The organism is Caulobacter sp. FG121, assembly GCF_057809815.1.
The window spans coordinates 375,665-392,488 of the sequence record NZ_JBMDKR010000001.1 but is presented as its reverse complement, the minus strand read 5'-3'; the positions used below and the strand labels follow the sequence as shown (position 1 = coordinate 392,488).

The following is a 16,824-nucleotide window of genomic DNA, read 5'->3' as shown; positions in this document are numbered from 1 at the left end:
AGGATCATGGGCGCAGACGTGACGCCGTTGCCGCGCAAGCGGTCGCCCGACACGCTGGTGCTCGACGACTACCTTCCCTATCGGCTGTCGATCGCCTCGAACGGGGTCTCCGGCCTGATCGCGCGGGCCTATCAGGATCGCTTCGGCCTCTCGATCCCGCAGTGGCGTCTGTTGGCCGTGCTGGCCGAGGGCGCCCTGTCGCCCCAGGCTCTGGTCGCCCGCACGGCGATGGACAAGGTGACCGTCAGCCGCGCCGCCCAGGGTCTTGTCACGCGCAACCTCGTCGTTCGGACCGACAGCCCCTCCGACGGCCGCTCCCACACCCTGGCGCTCACCGACACCGGCCGCCGCCTGCACGGCGAGATCGCCCCCCTGGCCCTGGCCTATGAAGCGGCCCTGCTGGCCGGTCTCGCCCCCGCCGAAGTGCTCACGCTCAAGCGCCTGCTGTCCCGACTGGAAGCCGCGGCGGCCCGCCTGTCGGGTGAAGGTCGCTGACGACTCCGCCAGCGCGTTGACCTGAGCCGCGCCGTCGCTAGATTGCCGCCTCCGCAGGCCCCTGTGGTGGAATTGGTAGACGCGCCGGACTCAAAATCCGGTTCCGCAAGGAGTGTCGGTTCGAGCCCGACCGGGGGCACCATCGTGCTTCGCCTTGCGGGCTTCGCAGGACAGGTCCGGCAGTTTCATGCGAAGCAGGATGCCCTTCGAAGCCTTGGCGAAGGAGGGCGAAGACGCCCGATCCCGAGATGGAGTGACCCTGATGGCCCAGACGAAGATCGGCGCGGCGACGGCGGTGACCCGGCTCAGCGGCTGGACAGCGGCCACGGACGGCCGGGACGCCATCCTCAAGACGTTCACGTTCCCGGACTTCAACGCCGCCTTCGGCTTCATGACGCGGGTCGCGCTGATGGCCGACAAGCTCGACCACCATCCCGAATGGTTCAATGTCTACAACCGCGTCGAGGTGCTGCTGGCGACCCACGACGCCGACGGGGTCACCGAACTCGACGTGACGCTGGCCGGTTTCATGGACGCGATCGCCGGCTGATCCTGATCGACGGCCCTTGCGAAGCGCCGGATAGCGTTGGAACATCGCCCCCACCCCCGTGAACAGGGGACAGGCGGGGGGAGTGTTGATGATCACGGGCGCCGGCGGCGATGGCCGCCCCCTGTCGAACTGGCGGCTGGCGGCCTTCGCGCTGCCCTGTGTTCCCGTGGCGGCGATGCTGCTGCCGGTGACGGTCTATCTGCCCAACTACTACGCGACCGAACTGGGCGTCGGCCTGGGCGTGCTGGCGACGGTGTTCGGCGTGATCCGCCTGTTCGACCTGGTGCTCGACCCGGTGCTGGGCTTCCTGATCGACAAGACCGACACCCGCTACGGCCGCTACCGGCCATGGCTGGTGGCGGGCGCGCTGATCGCCGTGGTCGCCGCCTGGATGCTGTTCATGGCCGGCCCGGGGATCGACGGCGCCTATATCCTCGTCTGGCTGATCTTCGGTTTCGTAGGCCAGTCCATGGCCTCGATGGCCCATGTGGCCTGGGCGGCCCGGATCGCGCCGCACTACGACCAACGGTCGCGGGTCTACGGCTGGTGGCAGGGGTTCACGGTGCTGGGCCTGATCTCGATCCTCGCCATGCCGCCGCTGATGCGACTGGGCTTCGGCCTGGATCATGCGGCCGGTGTGCAGGCCATGGGCTGGTTCGTCATGCTGACCCTGCCGCCGACCATAGCCGCGGCGGTTCTGCTGGTCGGCGAGCCGCCAACCACGCCAAACGCCAGCCCGCCCCACTGGCGCCAGTATCTGGCCCTGATGGGCCGGGGTTCGGTCCTGCGCCTGCTGGCCACCGACATCGCCCTGGGCACAGGACCGGCCATCGCCGGGTCGCTGTTCTTCTTCTATTTCGAGGCCATCCGCGGGGTCGACCGTGGACTGGCCGGTCTGCTGCTGCTGGTCTATTTCGTCGGCGCCATGGCCGGGGCGCCACTGTGGGCCCGGCTGGCCCGGCGCATCGGCAAGCACAGGGCCTTGATGATCGCGGCGATCGGCTACGCCCTGGCCCAGATCGCGATTCTGGTCGTGCCGTCGGGCCTTGTCTGGGCCATCGTGGTCATGGCTCTTTCGGGCCTGCCCTTTTCCGCCGGTCCGATCCTGTTGAGGGCGATGATGGCCGACGTCGGCGACGAGGAGCGGTTGGCCAGCGGAGTCGACCGCAACGGCCTGCTCTTCGGTCTGCTCAGCGGAACGGTCAAGATCGGCTCGTCCCTGGCCGTGATCGTCGGGTTCAGCGCCCTGGACGCATTGGGGTTCGAGGCCAAGGCGGGTGCGGCCAACAGCCCGGAGGCGCTGTTGGCCCTTACGATCGGGTTTTCCGTCGCGCCGGCGTTGCTGGGTCTGGCCGCCGCCGCGATCATCGCCGGCCACCGGCTGGACGCCGACGCCCACGCCTCCATGCGCCGACAACTCGACGACCGTGACGGCCGGAACGGCGAGGGTGCATAGCCGGCGCCCGGCCTGCCGCCGAGCCTGAGGCCGGGCGGCGCGGAACGGACGACAGTCAGGTGGACGCCTCGGCGTCCACCGTCAGGTCGATCAGTAGCCGATGAACTTCGAGAAGGTCGGCACGATCAGCAGCCAGGTGTCGAGGGCATAGGCCATCGATTCCGAGGTGTAGCCCTTGGCCACGTCGATGTCGTAGCGGGCGTAGGGGTCCATCTCGTCGTCCAGCGCGCAACGGCCGAAGCGCTTGGTGTAGTTCCACTCGTTGCACTTCGAATAGGTCATGCCCTTGTCGAGATCGAAGCCGGCGGAGAACTGGATGCTGGTGCAGCGGCCGGCGGTGCAGTCGTAGAAGTAGACGCGCCAGTTCAGATCGTCGGACGAGCTCTTGATCATCGGATCACCGGCGTCGTCCTTGGTGATCTCGACCGGCAGGTTCTTGGCGCGCAGCACGGACGCCACGTCCTGGGCGCTCACGCCGGCGACGGGATAGGTGAGGGCGGCGGCGGGCGCGGCGGACAAGGCGACGGCGGCGATCGCGGCGGCGGCGGCGGCGGCGAGGATCTTCTTCACGATGGTAGTCCCCCAAGTGACACAGGCAATGAAGGCCATATGAAGCCAGCCTGCACCTGAAACCATACCCCAAAGAGGGGGCTCCCCGCGAGACTGATCTCGACAGCCCGGCTCAGGGCGGGGCCTTGCCCAGACAGGTCGCAACGCAGTGTTCGGCGAGAACCTGGCCCGCGTCGATCAGCCGGATGTCGAGATCGTCGGGCCCCAGGACCAGCGGGACCTCGGTGCAGCCGGCGATGATGGCCTGGGCGCCGGCCTCGGCGAGCGACTGCGCCACGGCGGCCATCTCGTCCTGGACCTCCTCGCCCAGGTCGCCGCCCTTGATGCGGTAGAGCAGGCTCATGAACCACTCCTGCTTGGCTTTCGTCAGTGCGACGGCCTCCAGCCCCATGCCCGTCAGCCGGTCCGAATAGAGCCCAAGCGCCAGTCCGGTGCCCAGGATGCCGACCCGGCTGGCGCCGTCACGCCGCGCCCTCTGGCAGGCGGCGTCGATCATGTTCACCAGCGGCAGTCCGGCCGCCGCCTCGACCTCGGCGGCATAGGCATGGGCGGTGTTGCAGGCGATCGCCAGCACTTGCGCGCCGGACGCCGCCAGGCCCTTCGCCATCGCCGCCAGCACCGGACCGGGGTTGCTGCTCGGTTCGTTTCGGTCGGGCGCCTGCGGATTGATGTCGACCAGCACCCGCAGGTGATCCTGATCCCGCCCGGCGGGCGTCGCCGCCTGCAGCTTGGCGAGGAAGTCCAGCGTCGCCGCCGGCCCCATTCCGCCCAGAACACCGAGGGTTTTCATCACAGCAGCGCCGGCTCAAGTTCGCCGTGATAGCCAAACAGCCCCTGCGCCCCGCCTGTGTGCAGAAACACCACGGTCTCGCCAGCGAAGGCGCCGGCCTTCGACAGGGCGATCAGGCCTTTCATGGCCTTGCCGGTATAGACCGGATCAAGCAGCAGCCCCTCGGTGCGCGCGGCCAGCGTCAGGGCGTCGATGACGGCCTGGTCGATCAGGCCATAGCCGGCCCCGACATAGTCGCAGTCGGCCACGACCATCTCCCGGGTCACGCGCTCGGGATGGCCGAGCAGGCCGGCGGTCTCGACGGCCAGGTTGAAGACGTTGGTCTCCTGCTTCTCCTTCGGCGCCCGCACGCCGATGCCCAGCACCGGGATGTCAGCCCCGCTGACGGCCATACCGGCCACGAGACCGGCGTGGGTTCCAGCGCTGCCGGTCGCGGTCACCAGCCGGTCGATGACCAGCCCCTCGTCGTTGGCCTGCGCCGCCAGCTCAAGCGCGCAGTCGACATAGCCCAGGGCCCCGACCGCATTCGAACCACCGCCGGGGATAATGTAGGGAACCGCGCCCCGCGCCCGGGCGGCGGCGGCGTTGACCTCCATCTCGGCGTTCATGTCGAGGCCCGCCGGCACGGTGCGGATCTTCGCGCCCAGAAGTCGGTCGAGCAGCACATTGCCCGAGCCGACATAGTCGACGGCCGTGTTGCCCGTGCGGTTCTCCAGAACGATCTCGCAGGCCATGCCGAAGCTGGCCGCCGCCGCCGCCGTCTGGCGGACATGGTTGGACTGCACCGCCCCCTGGGTGATCAGGGTGTCAGCGCCCTGTTCCAGCGCCTCGCCCAGCAGGAACTCCAGCTTGCGGGTCTTGTTGCCGCCCCCGGCCAGGCCCGTGCAGTCGTCGCGCTTGATCCACAGGTCGATGCCCAGCTCGGCGCTCAGGCGCGGCGCCGGCTCCAGCGGGGTCGGCAGATGCGCGAACCGGGCGCGGGCGAACTTGGCGAGATTCATGAGGCGACCTGAGTCTGGATTTTCGTGATATCCAGACTACTTCAAAGCTTCGCGCAGGGGAGGAGATTCACAATGACCCCCAAAGTCGTGTTCGCGTCAGCCGCACTGGTACTGTCCCTCGGGTTCGCCGCGCCGGCGTCATCGGCCGCCTTCGTGCTGGGCGGAGGGCTGGCCGACGCCTGTTCCCGCTTCGCGGTTCAGGGCCGGTCGGACGATTATTCGCTCAGCACCTGCACCTACGCGCTTGAGACCGAAAACCTGGTCAAGCGCGACCGGGCGGCCACCCTGGTCAATCGCGGGGTCATCCAGCTTCGGCGCAAGGCCTACGCCCAGGCCAACCGCGACTTCGACACGGCCATCCGCATCCAGCCGGCGATGGGCGAGGCCTATGTGAACCGCGGCGCGGCCCTGATCGCCCAGCGGCGCTGGGAAGAGGGCAAGACCGACATCGACAAGGGCCTGACCCTGAGCCCGGACGAGCCGGAAAAGGCCTATTTCAACCGGGCCCTGGCCTGGGAAGCACTCGACGACATGGCGGCCGCCTGGCGCGACTACAGCAAGGCGTCCGAGCTGAAGCCGGACTGGGACGCCCCCCGCAAGGAACTGGCCCGCTTCACGGTGACGCCGAAGTAGGGCCGCCCACATCCGGTCATCCCGGTGAACGGAAACAGGAAGGGTTGAGGGGAGTTGACGAAAATGTCGGCGCTCAATCGCATACTCATTGCCGCATTGGCCTTCGCCGTCGCCGGTCCCGCTGCCGCTTCGGTCATGGTCCTGGGCTCCGGCCTGGCGCCGGATTGTTCGAAAGCGGCCTTCGCCGGCCGGTCCGACACCGACTCAATCCAGCTCTGCAGCCGGGCCCTCGCCGAGGAGGGACTGGTTCGCCGCGACCGCGCCGGCACTCTGGTCAATCGCGGCGTGATGCTCATGCGGACCCGCGACTACCTCTCGGCCCGGGCCGACTTCGACCGGGCCATCGCGCTGGAGCCGACGCTGGGCGAGGCCTTCGTCAATCGCGGCGTCTCCCTGATGGCCGACCAGGACTACGCCGGCGCCCTTGCCGAGATCGACCGCGGCCTGGCCCTCGGCGTCGATGAGCCGGCCAAGGCCTGGTACAATCGCGGGCTTGTCCAGGAGGGCCTCGGCGACGCGCCCGGCGCCTACCACGACTACCGCAAGGCCCAGGACCTCGCCCCCGACTGGGCCCTTCCGGCGAAACAGCTGACACGGTTCACGGTGACGCAGCCCTGAAGGATGCTCCCCTTCGGGGGAGCTGTCCGCGAAGCGGACTGAGGGGGTCCCCCGAGACCGGAGCGGACCCCCTCCGTCTCGCCTATGGCGAGCCACCTCCCCCGAGAGGGGGAATTATATACGTGACAAAGCAGCATTGATTTCGTAAGGTTTCCTCACTGAAGGAAGCCCTACCGATGAACCTGACCGCACCGATCTTCACCGACGCCGACAAGGCCCGCGAACACCTTGAAGCCACCCGTTGGCCGCAAGGTCCGATCTGCCCGCATTGCGGCGTCGTGAACGAAGCCACCGCGCTCAAGGGCAAGGCTCACCGTGCGGGCCTGTATCAGTGCAACGCCTGTCGCGAGCAGTTCACCGCTACGGTTGGAACCGTGTTCGAAAGCTCGAAGGTTCCGCTCAACAAGTGGCTACTGGCGACCTACCTCATGTCGTCCAGCAAGAAGGGTATCTCGGCTCACCAGATCGGCCGCACGCTCGGCGTCACCTATAAGACCGCTTGGTTCATGTGCCACCGCATCCGCGAGGCGATGGGCGACAACGGCGCCCCGATGGGCGGCGAAGGCAAGTTCGTCGAAGCCGATGAAACCTATGTCGGCGGCAAGGAAACCAACAAGCACCTGTCCAAGCGCAAGCCCGGCCAGATCGGCGGCGTTGGCAAGCAGGTCGTGTTCGCCCTCGTTGAGCGTGGTGGCCGCGCCCGTTCGTTCCATGTGGCCAACGTCACCGGCAAGACCCTCGCGCCCATCCTGCGCACCCAGGTCCGCCGCGAAAGCGTCCTTATGACCGACGAAGCGGGCCAATACCGCAACGTCGGAACCGAGTTCGCGGGCCATGAGAAGGTCAACCACGGCAAGGACGAATACGTCCGTGGCAATGCGCACTCCAACACCGTCGAGGGCTTCTTCGCGATCCTGAAGCGCGGCGTCGTCGGCACGTTCCATCATGTCTCGGAAGCGCACCTCGCGCGCTACCTTGCCGAGTTCGACTTCCGCTACTCCAACCGCATCGCCCTCGGCATCACCGACACGATGCGCACTGACGAGCTGCTGCGTGGCATCGCTGGCAAGCGCCTGACTTATCGGCGGGTTGGTCAAGCCGCGCACGCGTAGGCAGAAGGCGCGTCGTATCTATGCGATGCGAAAATCCACGCGAGAATACGAGCCAAAATAGCGCGTACTTTTTTTGATCGCATTCAGAATGAGAACGCAAAATTGCACATTTTTGGCTGTATGGTCCGTTTTATGGAACACGACCTGTTTCCTCCGCTTGTCGGATTCGAGTCTAAAAAGGCGGCCCAAGCAGCGGCCTTTTTTGCGCTGTGCGCGGACGGAAAGATCGAGAAGCTGAAACTGATCAAGCTGCTGTACTTGGCGGAACGCTACGCCATGGATCGCCTCGATCATCCGATGTTCTATGACGAGTTTTATTCCCTGAAAGATGGGCCGATCTGTTCCAGCGCCCTAAATGGGATCAACGGCGGCATCGATCAGGAGACGTGGTCTCGCTACATCGCGCGTAACGGAAACATCGTAACGCCTGTTCGGAAAATGGACCGCGCGGATTTCGATGAACTGAGCAATGCGGACATCGCGATCCTCGAAAGTCTGTGGGACAAATTCGCCCGATTTACTTCGGGACAAATTCGCCGCCACACGCACGAGCACTGCCAAGAATACGAAGAGGTGACGTCTGGTCGCCTTCCAATCAGCTACGCCGCCGTCTTTCGAGCGCTCCGCAAGCCTGACCCTGAAGGGCTCGCCGAAACCGTCGATGAGGTGCGACGCACACAGAGCCTGCTGGCGATCTGAGTGGCGGGGACAACGCTCTCTCCCGGCGATGTCTTCTGGTTGTTCGGAACTGGCGGGGCCGCCAATCCGACAGGTGGTCACCGCATGATCTGCTTGGCCGCAAATCCTGCCGACAAAGATTACTTGGTGGTCCCGATTTGTACGCCGCAGCCGCAAAGCGACCGCACCTGCGAGCTTACGCCACAAGAATATGCACTGCTCAAGCACAGGAGTTACGCGGCATATCACTTGATGCGCGTCATGAGCCAAAAGGCCTTGGACGCGGCGGTGCTTGGCACTCAGTTCAAGAAACAACCCTCAATGGACGCCGCCACTCTTAAGCGCGTCCGAGACGGCGTATCCACATCACCAGAATCGATACCCAGACTTCAAACCTACCTGAAGACACACGCCTAGCGGCTATCGGCCTTCACCGGCCTTCCTCGCTTGCGCCCCGGAACCGGTTTGGACACCGCATGCGGCTTCGGAGGCATTGCCGCGAGATTGCGTAGAACCCGCTCGAACTCCGCGTTGTCGGCGTCGGGCTCATTCAAATCGGCCGGGCTGTCCTTTGACATTCAAACCCTACTTCCCGTCCAAGCCGATGAAGCTGGACTACATATATTTCCACGTTGGCCGCATATCCGTGAACTGGGCGGACGCCGAAGAAGCGATCGACGGCTGTCTCCGCTTATTCGCCCGCGCCAATCCAGACCCGCTCTATCAAATCCCCATTAGCACAAAGCGCCGCATCGAAGTTTTCAAACGCCAACTCAAAGTGCTGAACCTCGATGACGAGGTTCGGACTAAGGGGAAGGAAATCATAGCCCGCTTCAAGCACCTCGCCTGGCACCGGCACTGGACGACACACGGCACAATCGAAACCCCGTCGTTCATGGGGCAGACATGGCGAAGCTATCGAGGGTTTGTCTCTTTCCTCAAAGAAAACATTTCGACTCGTGAGCTGGAATCCTTGGACCTGCATCTTAGCGATCTTGAAGAGATGGGTGACGAGGCTCTTCGCCTATTCTCCGATATCGTCCACTGGAAGGCGTACGATCTCGGGTGTGAGACCCCGAAAAAGACCGAGAAGGTCCTTCGCAAAATCAGCGTGCGTTTGTCCTGACGCCTCCCACCTCGCAAGGCGTTCGACCAGAGCCTTCAGAATCTCAATCTCAGTAGCGCCGGCCTGTCCCTCTGGGGAATCGCACGGTTCAGATTGCTTTGTCACGTATATAATTCCCCCGAGAGGGGAGGATCCCCACTGGACGAACCCTTCCCGGCGCCCCAGCGTTAGAACCGACTGAACGGGAGGCACGATCATGCGCTGGCGCGACGGCAGACAATCGGGAAACATCGAGGACCGACGCGGACTGGGACCGGTCGGCGCGGTCGGCGGCCTCGGCCTCGGCGGGGTGGTGATCGTCCTGATCGGCGTCTTCGTCTTCGGTGTTGATCCCCAGCAGATGATCAGCGCGGTCACGGACGGCGGCGCGGTCAGCGCGCCGGCCCAGGAGGGCAAGCGCGGCGCCGTAACCGACGAGGGCGGCCAGTTCGTCGGGGCGGTCGAGACCTCCACGACCGACGTCTGGACCGAAATCTTCCGCCAGTCCGGCGCGACCTACAGCCCGACGGCCGGGGTGGTGCTCTATGACCAGGCCACGGCCACCGGCTGCGGCGTCGGTCAGGCCGCGATGGGCCCCTTCTACTGTCCGGAGGACAAGAAGGTGTACCTCGACCTGACCTTCTGGACCGAACTGGAGACCCGTTTCGGCGCGGCCGGCGATTTCGCCCGCGCCTATGTCATCGCCCACGAGATCGGCCACCATGTCCAGGACCTGCGCGGCGAACTGTCGGCGGGGCAGGGCGCGCAGGCCCGCGGCGCGGGCGGCGGCTCGGTCCGCGTCGAGCTGCAGGCCGACTGCTACGCCGGCGTCTGGGCCGCCCGCACGGGCGCGGCGACGCAAGGCCGCGTGGCGCTCGAGGCGGGCGACATCGAGGAGGGCCTGCAGGCCGCCAGCGCCGTCGGCGACGACACCATCCAGCGCCAGACCCAGGGCCGCATCGTCCCCGATGCCTTCACCCATGGCACGGCGGCCCAGCGCATGCGCTGGTTCAAACGCGGCTACGACAGCGGCGACCCCGCCCAATGCGACACGATCCGGGCGCCGGCGCTCTAGGCGGGCAGCCGAACGATTCCGTCAGGCGCGAGGTTCAGGCGGAGCCAGCCATCCCGCTGCGCGACGGCGCCGGTCACCCGCACGGGATCGGCAACGAAGGGCAGCACGTCCGTGCCCAAAATCGCCCCGTCAGGGCCGAGTGCAATGAACACCCGCTTTGTCCGTTCGGGCCCACCGGTGACGAACAGCAGCGGCAGGCCGGACCGGACGCACAGTTCCGCGCAGCCCTTGTGCGTCAGCCCCTCGCCCGGTCGCATGGACCCCAGCCAGCATTTGGCGTCCATCAGTTCGCCCTCGAGGCTCACAGCGCCGAGGGTCTGACCTGGCGGTGGCTCCGGCGGCGGAGCCTCAGCGATCTCGCGAATCCAGCCGAACGGCTTCGACGCTGTGATCATCAGATGGTCGCCGCGCACGGCGGCCGAGCCGCTGACCTCGACCACCTTCCCGACGAACGCGGACAGCTCGAGCGCCACGCCGCATTTGTCGGGGCAGCCGATCAGGGCGGTGCGGGATCGCCCCTCCGCGTCGACGAACCGCAGCATCGGGTAGGGGTCCATCACCAGCCGGCCGCGCCAGGTCTCGACCTTCGTGGGATCCCAGCGGCCGGGGCCGGGCGGCGTCATGTGGCCGCCCAGCGCCACCCCCGCCAGTCCTGCCGCGCCGGCGGTCGCCAATCCGCCGAGTAGCAGCCCGCGCTTCACGCCGTCGGTCGGGGCATTGTAGCCGACGAACAACGGACCCGTTCGACGGGTCATCAGAGGTTTGCGGCTCATCCGGGCGCGCCTTCGATCAGGGCGCCAGGGCTGACCGCGCCGATCGGCAGCGGATCAACACCGACCAGCGCCCGGCCGGCCTCGATCCGAACCGGATAGGTCGCCACGCGTTCCTCGAAAGGCGGCGGCGAGATCCCGTCGGTCGGCCGGTACTGCCAGCCGTGCCACGGGCAGGTGACGCAGCCGTCGATGATCCGGCCTTCGCCGAGCGGGCCATTCTGATGCGGACAGACGTTGCTCAGGGCGAACACCCGGTCGCCGTCGCGGAACACGGCGATCCGTTCGCCGCCTTCCGGCGCGACGATCACAGCGGCTCCGTCGGGGATGTCCAGCGCGGGGCCGGCGTCGAGCCAGTCGCCCGCGCGTCCGGCCTGCCGGTCCCGCAGCGCCTCGCGCACGCCGGCGAGGAGATGCAGGACCGCCAGCCCGCCCGCCGCGCCCAGCAAAAAGCGCGGATAGACGTCGGCCCGTTCGACCAGCAACGCGCCGAACGCCACATGCGCCACCAGCAGGCCGTAGGCGACGTAGACCGCCATATGCAGCCCCTTCCACCAGCCCGGCGTCAGCACCTTGAGCCAGTGGTCGTGACTGGTCGCGGCCATCAGCAGCAGGATCAGAAGCGCCGCCAGGCCGAACAGCTCGAACGGCACGGCCGTGATCGCCAGCGCCGGCGGGCGCGAGACCAGCAGGGCGACGAACGGGTTGTAGGGCGAGGCGCCGTAGTACCAGGCCAGCACCAGCCCCGCGTGGACCAGCGCGATCAGGCAGACCATCACCCCGAAGTGTCGCCGATTGTACAGCAGCGGCGTCGCGGCCGGGACCAGCCGCGCCATCGGGCCGATCGCCAGCACCACCGTCAGCAGGGCGAACGCGGCCGCGCCGGTCGCCCGTAGCACGATCTGCACCGGATGAAATGCTTCCCCGGCCGGGACGGCCAGGCTGGCCGCGACAACGAACGCCGCGGTGAAGGCCAGGGCGATCACGACCATCCAGGCGTCATAGAGCACCTTGAACGGGTTCCAGCCGATGGCGCTGTACCTGTGGGACATCAGCGCGGCGTTTCCGCCGGCGCGGCGGCGGGCAGGGGCGGGCGATGCTTCACCGTCGTCGCCACGGCCGCCAGCATCAGCGGCGTCAGGATCAGCCAGACGGCCAGGTGCCGCCGGCGCTTGCCCCGGGTCATGGCGCGAACCCTCGCAGCGCCTTCAGCAGCAACACCGGCCAGAGCAACACGGCCGCCGGGGCGATGATCAGCCGGAAGCCGAGGCCGGCGCCGCGCGCGCCCGGGTCGGCCCGGCCCGCCAGCACGGTGATCCATATCAAGGCGAAGACCGCGCCGGCGGCCAGATACAATCCGGCGCCCGTCACGATCAGTCCGGCAATGGTCAGCAAGGTCCCGTCCATGGAGCCTCCCCCGGCGATGACAGTGCGAACCCGCCCGATCACAGTCAATCGCGCACCGGTCACAGGTTGCGGCGCGGTCGGTGAACGACGCACGGCGGCTTCCCCCGGCAAGCGCCGTACAAAGCGCTTGTCAGGCCAGGCCGCCGGGCCTACGCCGCGCGCCAGCGATCGCCCGGCGGCTCCCGGGTCAGGGGCGGAGAGAGCATGAGCAAGGACGCGACACCGGCGCAGCCCGGGGCGCACGGCGCGGGGCGGTTCTGGCCGCTGGTGCTGGGCTCGATCGGCATCGTCTACGGCGACATCGGCACCAGCCCGCTCTACGCCTTCCGTGAAGCCCTCGGACAGGCCTCGCCCAACGGCGTGGTGCTGGCCGGCGTCATGGGTGTGACCTCGCTGGCCCTGTGGGCGCTGATCCTCGTCGTCACGGTCAAGTACGTCTTCTTCCTCATGCGGCTCGACAACCGGGGCGAGGGCGGGGTGCTGTCGCTGATGGCGCTGGCCGAGCGCGCCACCGGCGGCCGCACGATGCTGATCTTCGCGCTCGGCGTCATGGGCGCGGCGCTGTTCTACGGCGACGCCATCATCACGCCCGCCATCTCGGTGCTGTCCGCGGTCGAGGGCCTGCGAACGGTGCCGGGCCTCGAGACCGCGGTCACACCCCAGGCCCTGATGATCATCAGCCTGATCATTCTCGGCGTCCTGTTCGCGGTGCAGTCGCGCGGCACGGGCGGGGTCGGCCAGTGGTTCGGACCCATCTGCCTCGTCTGGTTCGGCCTGCTGGCGGTGCTCGGCGTCACACACCTGGTCGGGCAACCGGCGATCCTGCTGGCGCTCAGCCCGACCTACGCGGCCGCCTTCCTCGCGACCCACGGGACCGTCGGCCTGTTCGTGCTGGGATCGGTGTTCCTGACCGTCACGGGCGCGGAAGCCCTCTACGCCGACATGGGCCACTTCGGCCGCCGGCCCATCGCCTTCGCCTGGCTGGCGCTGGTGTTCCCCTGCCTGATCCTCAACTACCTCGGCCAGGGCGCCATGGCCCTGCAGGCCATCGCCGGGGCCGGCGGGAACAAGGTCGAGAACGCCGACTGGTTCTTCCTCATGGCTCCCGAAGTGCTGCGCGCGCCGGTGGTCATCCTCGCCATGGCCGCCACCGTCATCGCCAGCCAGGCGGTGATCACCGGCGCCTTCTCGATCAGCCGCCAGGCCATCCAGCTGGGCCTGCTGCCGCGCATGGTCGTACGCCAGACGTCGCGGCACGAGGCCGGCCAGATCTACATGCCGCAGATCAACGGCCTGCTGCTGGTCGGGGTCGTGCTGCTGATCGCCATCTTCAAGACCTCCAGCGGCCTGGCCCACGCCTACGGCCTGGCGGTCACCGGCACCATGGTCATCACCACCTCGCTGGCCTTCCTGGTCGTACGCCACAAGTGGAAATGGCCGCTGTGGAAGGCCGCCCTCCTGATCGCGCCGATGATCACCGTCGACCTGATCTTCCTCGGCGCCAACGCCCTGAAGATCCTCCACGGCGGCTTCGTGCCGCTGATGCTCGGCGGGGCCCTGTTCCTCGTCATGGCCACCTGGGCCAGGGGCAGCGGCCTGCTCAACGCCAAGGCCGCCCGCGACAGCGCCCCGCTGGCCGACGTGCTGGCCATGCTGACCGGCCGCCCGCCCCGCCGCGTCGCCGGCACGGCCATCTTCCTCACGGCCGACCCGGACCACGCGCCGTCAGCCCTGATGCACAACCTCAAGCACAACCGCGTGCTGCACGAGGTCAACGTCTTCCTGACCGTCCGCACGACCGACACCCCGACCGTCGCCGAGGCCGATCGCGTGATCACCCGCCGGCTCGACGGCGATTTCTGGATGGTTACGGTGGCCTGGGGCTACATGGAGACGCCGAACGTCCCGGCCGCCCTGACCGCCTGCCGCGCCGAGGGCCTGAAGATCGACCTGATGTCGACCAGCTTCTTCCTCGGCCGCCGCACGGTGGTCGCCTCGGCGAAGTCGGGCATGCCGAACTGGCAGGACCGCCTGTTCATCGCCCTGTCGAAGAACGCCACCACCCCGACCGACTTCTACCACCTGCCCCCGGGCCGCGTGGTCGAGATGGGCACGCAGGTGAGCATCTAGGGGGCGTGCGTGGTTCGAGACGCGGACCTGAGGGTCCGCTCCTCACCATGACGAACACAAATGCCCGTCATCCTGAGGAGCGAGCCTCAAGCGAGCGTCTCGAAGGACGCAACAATCCCCCGCGCGGCGAAACCCTGCGTTCTTCGACACGGCCCGGAGTTTATCCTCGGGCCGACCGCCGGTCGGACCCGGGGGGGGGCTGCTCAGGATAACTTGGAGGGGAGGCGCTGAACCACCTCATCCTGCCGTAGACAAACTGCAAGTCATCCTGAGCAGCAGCCGCAGGCTGCGTGTCGAAGGACGCAGGAACGCTCCACCTTGCCCCCAAACCGAGCCGGGCCTACTCTCCGCGCGTTCTCCGGGGAGCCGCACCTGAGCGGCTGAGATTCGGCTATCGCCGTGACCCGCCGAACCTGATCCGGGTCATGCCGGCGAAGGGAGAGGAGCCTACCCTATCCGTGTTCCCGGCGAAGGCCGGGATCCAGATTCAGCCTCCCAAGCCAGGGGGTTTCATCTGGGCCCCGGCCTTCGCCGGGGAAACGGGAAAGGTGGATCACCCGGACCCGGCAAGGCTCCCAACCGAGGACCTTGCGCCATGAACATCCACGCTCCCGTCTCCCCGACCACCGATGACGTCGCCGTCGGCCCGCGTCTGGGCAGCCGCAAGGTCTACGCCTCGGGCGAGCTGTTCCCGGACATCCGCGTGCCGTTCCGCGAGGTCGCCCTGCACCCGACGGCCAACGAGCCGCCGCTGACCATCTACGACCCCTCGGGCCCCTACACCGACCCGGACGCGGTGATCGACATCGACAAGGGCCTCCCGCGCATCCGCGAGGCCTGGGTCACCGGCCGGGGCGACGTCGAGGTCGTCACCGACCCCCGTCAGGTCAAGCCCGAGGACAACGGCTTCGCCCGCGGCAAGCACCTGGCCCCGCAGTTCCACGACGAGACCCGCAAGGTCTACAAGGCGAAGACCGGCGCCGCCGTCACCCAGCTGGAATACGCCCGCAAGGGCATCACCACGCCGGAGATGGAATACGTCGCCATCCGCGAGAACCTGCGCCGCGAGCAGACCGCCCCCTGCGTCCGCGACGGCGAGGACTTCGGCGCCTCCATCCCCGACTTCGTCACCCCGGAGTTCGTCCGCCAGGAGATCGCCCGCGGCCGCGCCATCATCCCGGCCAACATCAACCACGGCGAGCTGGAGCCGATGGCCATCGGCCGCAACTTCCTCGTCAAGATCAACGCCAACATCGGCAACAGCGCCGTGCTCAGCACCGTGGCCGACGAGGTCGACAAGATGGTCTGGGCCACCCGCTGGGGCGCCGACACGGTCATGGACCTGTCGACCGGCCGCAACATCCACAACATCCGCGACTGGATCCTGCGCAACAGCCCCGTGCCGATCGGCACGGTGCCGATCTACCAGGCGCTGGAGAAGGTCGGCGGCGTGGCCGAGGACCTCAACTGGGAGGTCTTCCGCGACACCCTGATCGAACAGGCCGAGCAGGGCGTCGACTACTTCACCATCCACGCGGGCGTGCGCCTGCCGTTCATCCCGCTGACGGCCAAGCGCGTCACCGGCATCGTCAGCCGCGGCGGCTCGATCATGGCCAAGTGGTGCCTGGCCCACCACAAGGAGAGCTTCCTCTACGACCACTTCGAGGACATCTGCGACATCATGCGGGCCTATGACGTGTCGTTCAGCCTCGGCGACGGCCTGCGCCCCGGCAGCACGCGCGACGCCAACGACGAGGCCCAGTTCGCCGAGCTGCGCACCCTGGGCGAACTGACCAAGGTCGCCTGGAACCACGGCTGCCAGGTGATGATCGAGGGGCCCGGCCACGTGGCCATGCACAAGATCAAGGCCAACATGGATGAGCAGCTCAAGCACTGCCACGAGGCGCCGTTCTACACCCTCGGTCCGCTGACCACCGACATCGCCCCCGGCTACGACCACATCACCTCAGCCATCGGCGCGGCGATGATCGGCTGGTTCGGCACGGCGATGCTCTGCTACGTCACGCCCAAGGAGCACCTGGGCCTGCCCGACCGCGACGACGTCAAGACGGGGGTCATCACCTACAAGCTGGCCGCCCACGCCGCCGACCTCGCCAAGGGCCACCCGGCCGCCCACCTGCGCGACGACGCCGTCTCCCGCGCCCGCTACGAGTTCCGCTGGGAAGACCAGTTCAACCTCGGCCTAGACCCGGAAACGGCCCAGAAGTTCCACGACGCCACCCTGCCGAAGGAAGCCCACAAGACGGCGCACTTCTGCTCCATGTGCGGCCCCAAGTTCTGCAGCATGAAGATCACCCAGGAAGTCCGCGAGTTCGCCGCCGGGCTGGCCCCGAACGAGGCGGCCGAGGGGATGGCGGCGATGAGCCGGAAGTTCAGGGACCTGGGCGGGGAGATTGAGGTGAAGGTGGAGTAG

18 protein-coding genes, 1 tRNA gene and 1 riboswitch are annotated in these 16,824 nt (G+C 67.5%); of the genes, 12 read left to right on the top strand and 7 right to left on the bottom strand.

Annotation, left to right across the window (positions count from 1 at the left end):
• Nucleotides 1-6 precede the first annotated feature (6 nt).
• The 4 genes from ACODSL_RS02060 (at nucleotide 7) to ACODSL_RS02045 (ending at nucleotide 2,501) form a co-directional block, all read left to right on the top strand.
• Nucleotides 7-495, top strand: a complete 489-nt coding sequence (locus ACODSL_RS02060) for a MarR family winged helix-turn-helix transcriptional regulator (RefSeq protein ID WP_488898964.1) — start codon at nucleotides 7-9, stop codon at nucleotides 493-495.
• 57 nt (nucleotides 496-552) lie between these two features.
• Nucleotides 553-637, top strand: a tRNA-Leu gene (locus tag ACODSL_RS02055).
• A 120-nt stretch (nucleotides 638-757) separates the two neighbouring features.
• A complete protein-coding gene (locus ACODSL_RS02050) occupies nucleotides 758-1,045 on the top strand; it encodes a 4a-hydroxytetrahydrobiopterin dehydratase (protein ID WP_488898963.1) in 288 nt (95 codons plus the stop codon).
• 88 nt (nucleotides 1,046-1,133) lie between these two features.
• The gene (locus ACODSL_RS02045) at nucleotides 1,134-2,501 is read left to right on the top strand and encodes an MFS transporter (RefSeq protein WP_488898962.1); all 1,368 of its coding nucleotides are present in this window, start codon (nucleotides 1,134-1,136) and stop codon (nucleotides 2,499-2,501) included.
• A gap of 90 nt (nucleotides 2,502-2,591) precedes the next feature.
• Here ACODSL_RS02045 and ACODSL_RS02040 read toward each other — a convergent pair whose 3' ends face one another.
• The 3 genes from ACODSL_RS02040 to cuyA form a co-directional block, all read right to left on the bottom strand.
• Nucleotides 2,592-3,071: a YbjN domain-containing protein gene (locus ACODSL_RS02040; RefSeq protein ID WP_488898961.1), complete on the bottom strand. Its 480-nt coding sequence runs from the start codon at nucleotides 3,069-3,071 to the stop codon at nucleotides 2,592-2,594.
• 112 nt (nucleotides 3,072-3,183) lie between these two features.
• Nucleotides 3,184-3,864, bottom strand: coding sequence for a cysteate racemase (gene cuyB / locus ACODSL_RS02035; RefSeq protein ID WP_488898960.1), 681 nt, complete (start codon nucleotides 3,862-3,864; stop codon nucleotides 3,184-3,186).
• Complete coding sequence (cuyA, locus tag ACODSL_RS02030; RefSeq protein ID WP_488898959.1) at nucleotides 3,861-4,862, bottom strand: D-cysteate sulfo-lyase; 1,002 nt, start codon at nucleotides 4,860-4,862, stop codon at nucleotides 3,861-3,863. Before cuyA ends, cuyB begins: the two co-directional genes overlap by 4 nt.
• Before the next feature lie 72 nt (nucleotides 4,863-4,934).
• Between cuyA and ACODSL_RS02025 the strand changes: the two genes are divergently transcribed.
• From ACODSL_RS02025 to ypfJ, 6 genes are all read left to right on the top strand, one after another.
• Nucleotides 4,935-5,495 carry a tetratricopeptide repeat protein gene (locus ACODSL_RS02025; RefSeq protein WP_488898958.1) on the top strand — a complete coding sequence of 187 codons (561 nt, stop codon included), beginning with the start codon at nucleotides 4,935-4,937 and terminating at the stop codon, nucleotides 5,493-5,495.
• 63 nt (nucleotides 5,496-5,558) lie between these two features.
• Nucleotides 5,559-6,113: a tetratricopeptide repeat protein gene (locus ACODSL_RS02020; protein ID WP_488898957.1), complete on the top strand. Its 555-nt coding sequence runs from the start codon at nucleotides 5,559-5,561 to the stop codon at nucleotides 6,111-6,113.
• Nucleotides 6,114-6,289: 176 nt separating this feature from the next.
• Complete coding sequence (locus ACODSL_RS02015) at nucleotides 6,290-7,225, top strand: IS1595 family transposase (protein WP_488898956.1); 936 nt, start codon at nucleotides 6,290-6,292, stop codon at nucleotides 7,223-7,225.
• A 132-nt stretch (nucleotides 7,226-7,357) separates the two neighbouring features.
• Entirely contained in the window at nucleotides 7,358-7,924 is a 567-nt protein-coding gene (locus ACODSL_RS02010) for a type II toxin-antitoxin system antitoxin SocA domain-containing protein (RefSeq protein WP_488898955.1), read from the top strand.
• A gap of 583 nt (nucleotides 7,925-8,507) precedes the next feature.
• Nucleotides 8,508-9,029 carry a hypothetical protein gene (locus ACODSL_RS02005; RefSeq protein WP_488898954.1) on the top strand — a complete coding sequence of 174 codons (522 nt, stop codon included), beginning with the start codon at nucleotides 8,508-8,510 and terminating at the stop codon, nucleotides 9,027-9,029.
• Nucleotides 9,030-9,225: 196 nt separating this feature from the next.
• Nucleotides 9,226-10,083 (top strand): KPN_02809 family neutral zinc metallopeptidase, encoded by an 858-nt coding sequence (ypfJ, locus tag ACODSL_RS02000; RefSeq protein ID WP_488898953.1) that lies wholly within the window; start codon nucleotides 9,226-9,228, stop codon nucleotides 10,081-10,083.
• Here ypfJ and ACODSL_RS01995 read toward each other — a convergent pair.
• From ACODSL_RS01995 to ACODSL_RS01980, 4 genes are read right to left on the bottom strand one after another with little or no spacing between them, the layout of a single operon-like run.
• Nucleotides 10,080-10,856, bottom strand: a complete 777-nt coding sequence (locus ACODSL_RS01995) for a hypothetical protein (RefSeq protein ID WP_488898952.1) — start codon at nucleotides 10,854-10,856, stop codon at nucleotides 10,080-10,082. The genes ypfJ and ACODSL_RS01995 overlap by 4 nt on opposite strands.
• Entirely contained in the window at nucleotides 10,853-11,905 is a 1,053-nt protein-coding gene (locus ACODSL_RS01990) for a Rieske 2Fe-2S domain-containing protein (protein ID WP_488898951.1), read from the bottom strand. The genes ACODSL_RS01995 and ACODSL_RS01990 overlap by 4 nt, the downstream gene beginning before the upstream one ends.
• Complete coding sequence (locus tag ACODSL_RS01985; protein ID WP_488898950.1) at nucleotides 11,905-12,039, bottom strand: hypothetical protein; 135 nt, start codon at nucleotides 12,037-12,039, stop codon at nucleotides 11,905-11,907. Before ACODSL_RS01985 ends, ACODSL_RS01990 begins: the two co-directional genes overlap by 1 nt.
• On the bottom strand, nucleotides 12,036-12,260 hold the full coding sequence (locus ACODSL_RS01980; protein WP_488898949.1) for a hypothetical protein: 225 nt from the start codon (nucleotides 12,258-12,260) through the stop codon (nucleotides 12,036-12,038). The genes ACODSL_RS01985 and ACODSL_RS01980 overlap by 4 nt, the downstream gene beginning before the upstream one ends.
• Before the next feature lie 204 nt (nucleotides 12,261-12,464).
• Between ACODSL_RS01980 and ACODSL_RS01975 the strand changes: the two genes are divergently transcribed.
• Nucleotides 12,465-14,390, top strand: a complete 1,926-nt coding sequence (locus ACODSL_RS01975) for a potassium transporter Kup (RefSeq protein ID WP_488898948.1) — start codon at nucleotides 12,465-12,467, stop codon at nucleotides 14,388-14,390.
• A 349-nt stretch (nucleotides 14,391-14,739) separates the two neighbouring features.
• Nucleotides 14,740-14,847: riboswitch (TPP riboswitch) on the top strand.
• A 138-nt stretch (nucleotides 14,848-14,985) separates the two neighbouring features.
• Nucleotides 14,986-16,824 carry a phosphomethylpyrimidine synthase ThiC gene (gene thiC, locus ACODSL_RS01970; RefSeq protein WP_488898947.1) on the top strand — a complete coding sequence of 613 codons (1,839 nt, stop codon included), beginning with the start codon at nucleotides 14,986-14,988 and terminating at the stop codon, nucleotides 16,822-16,824.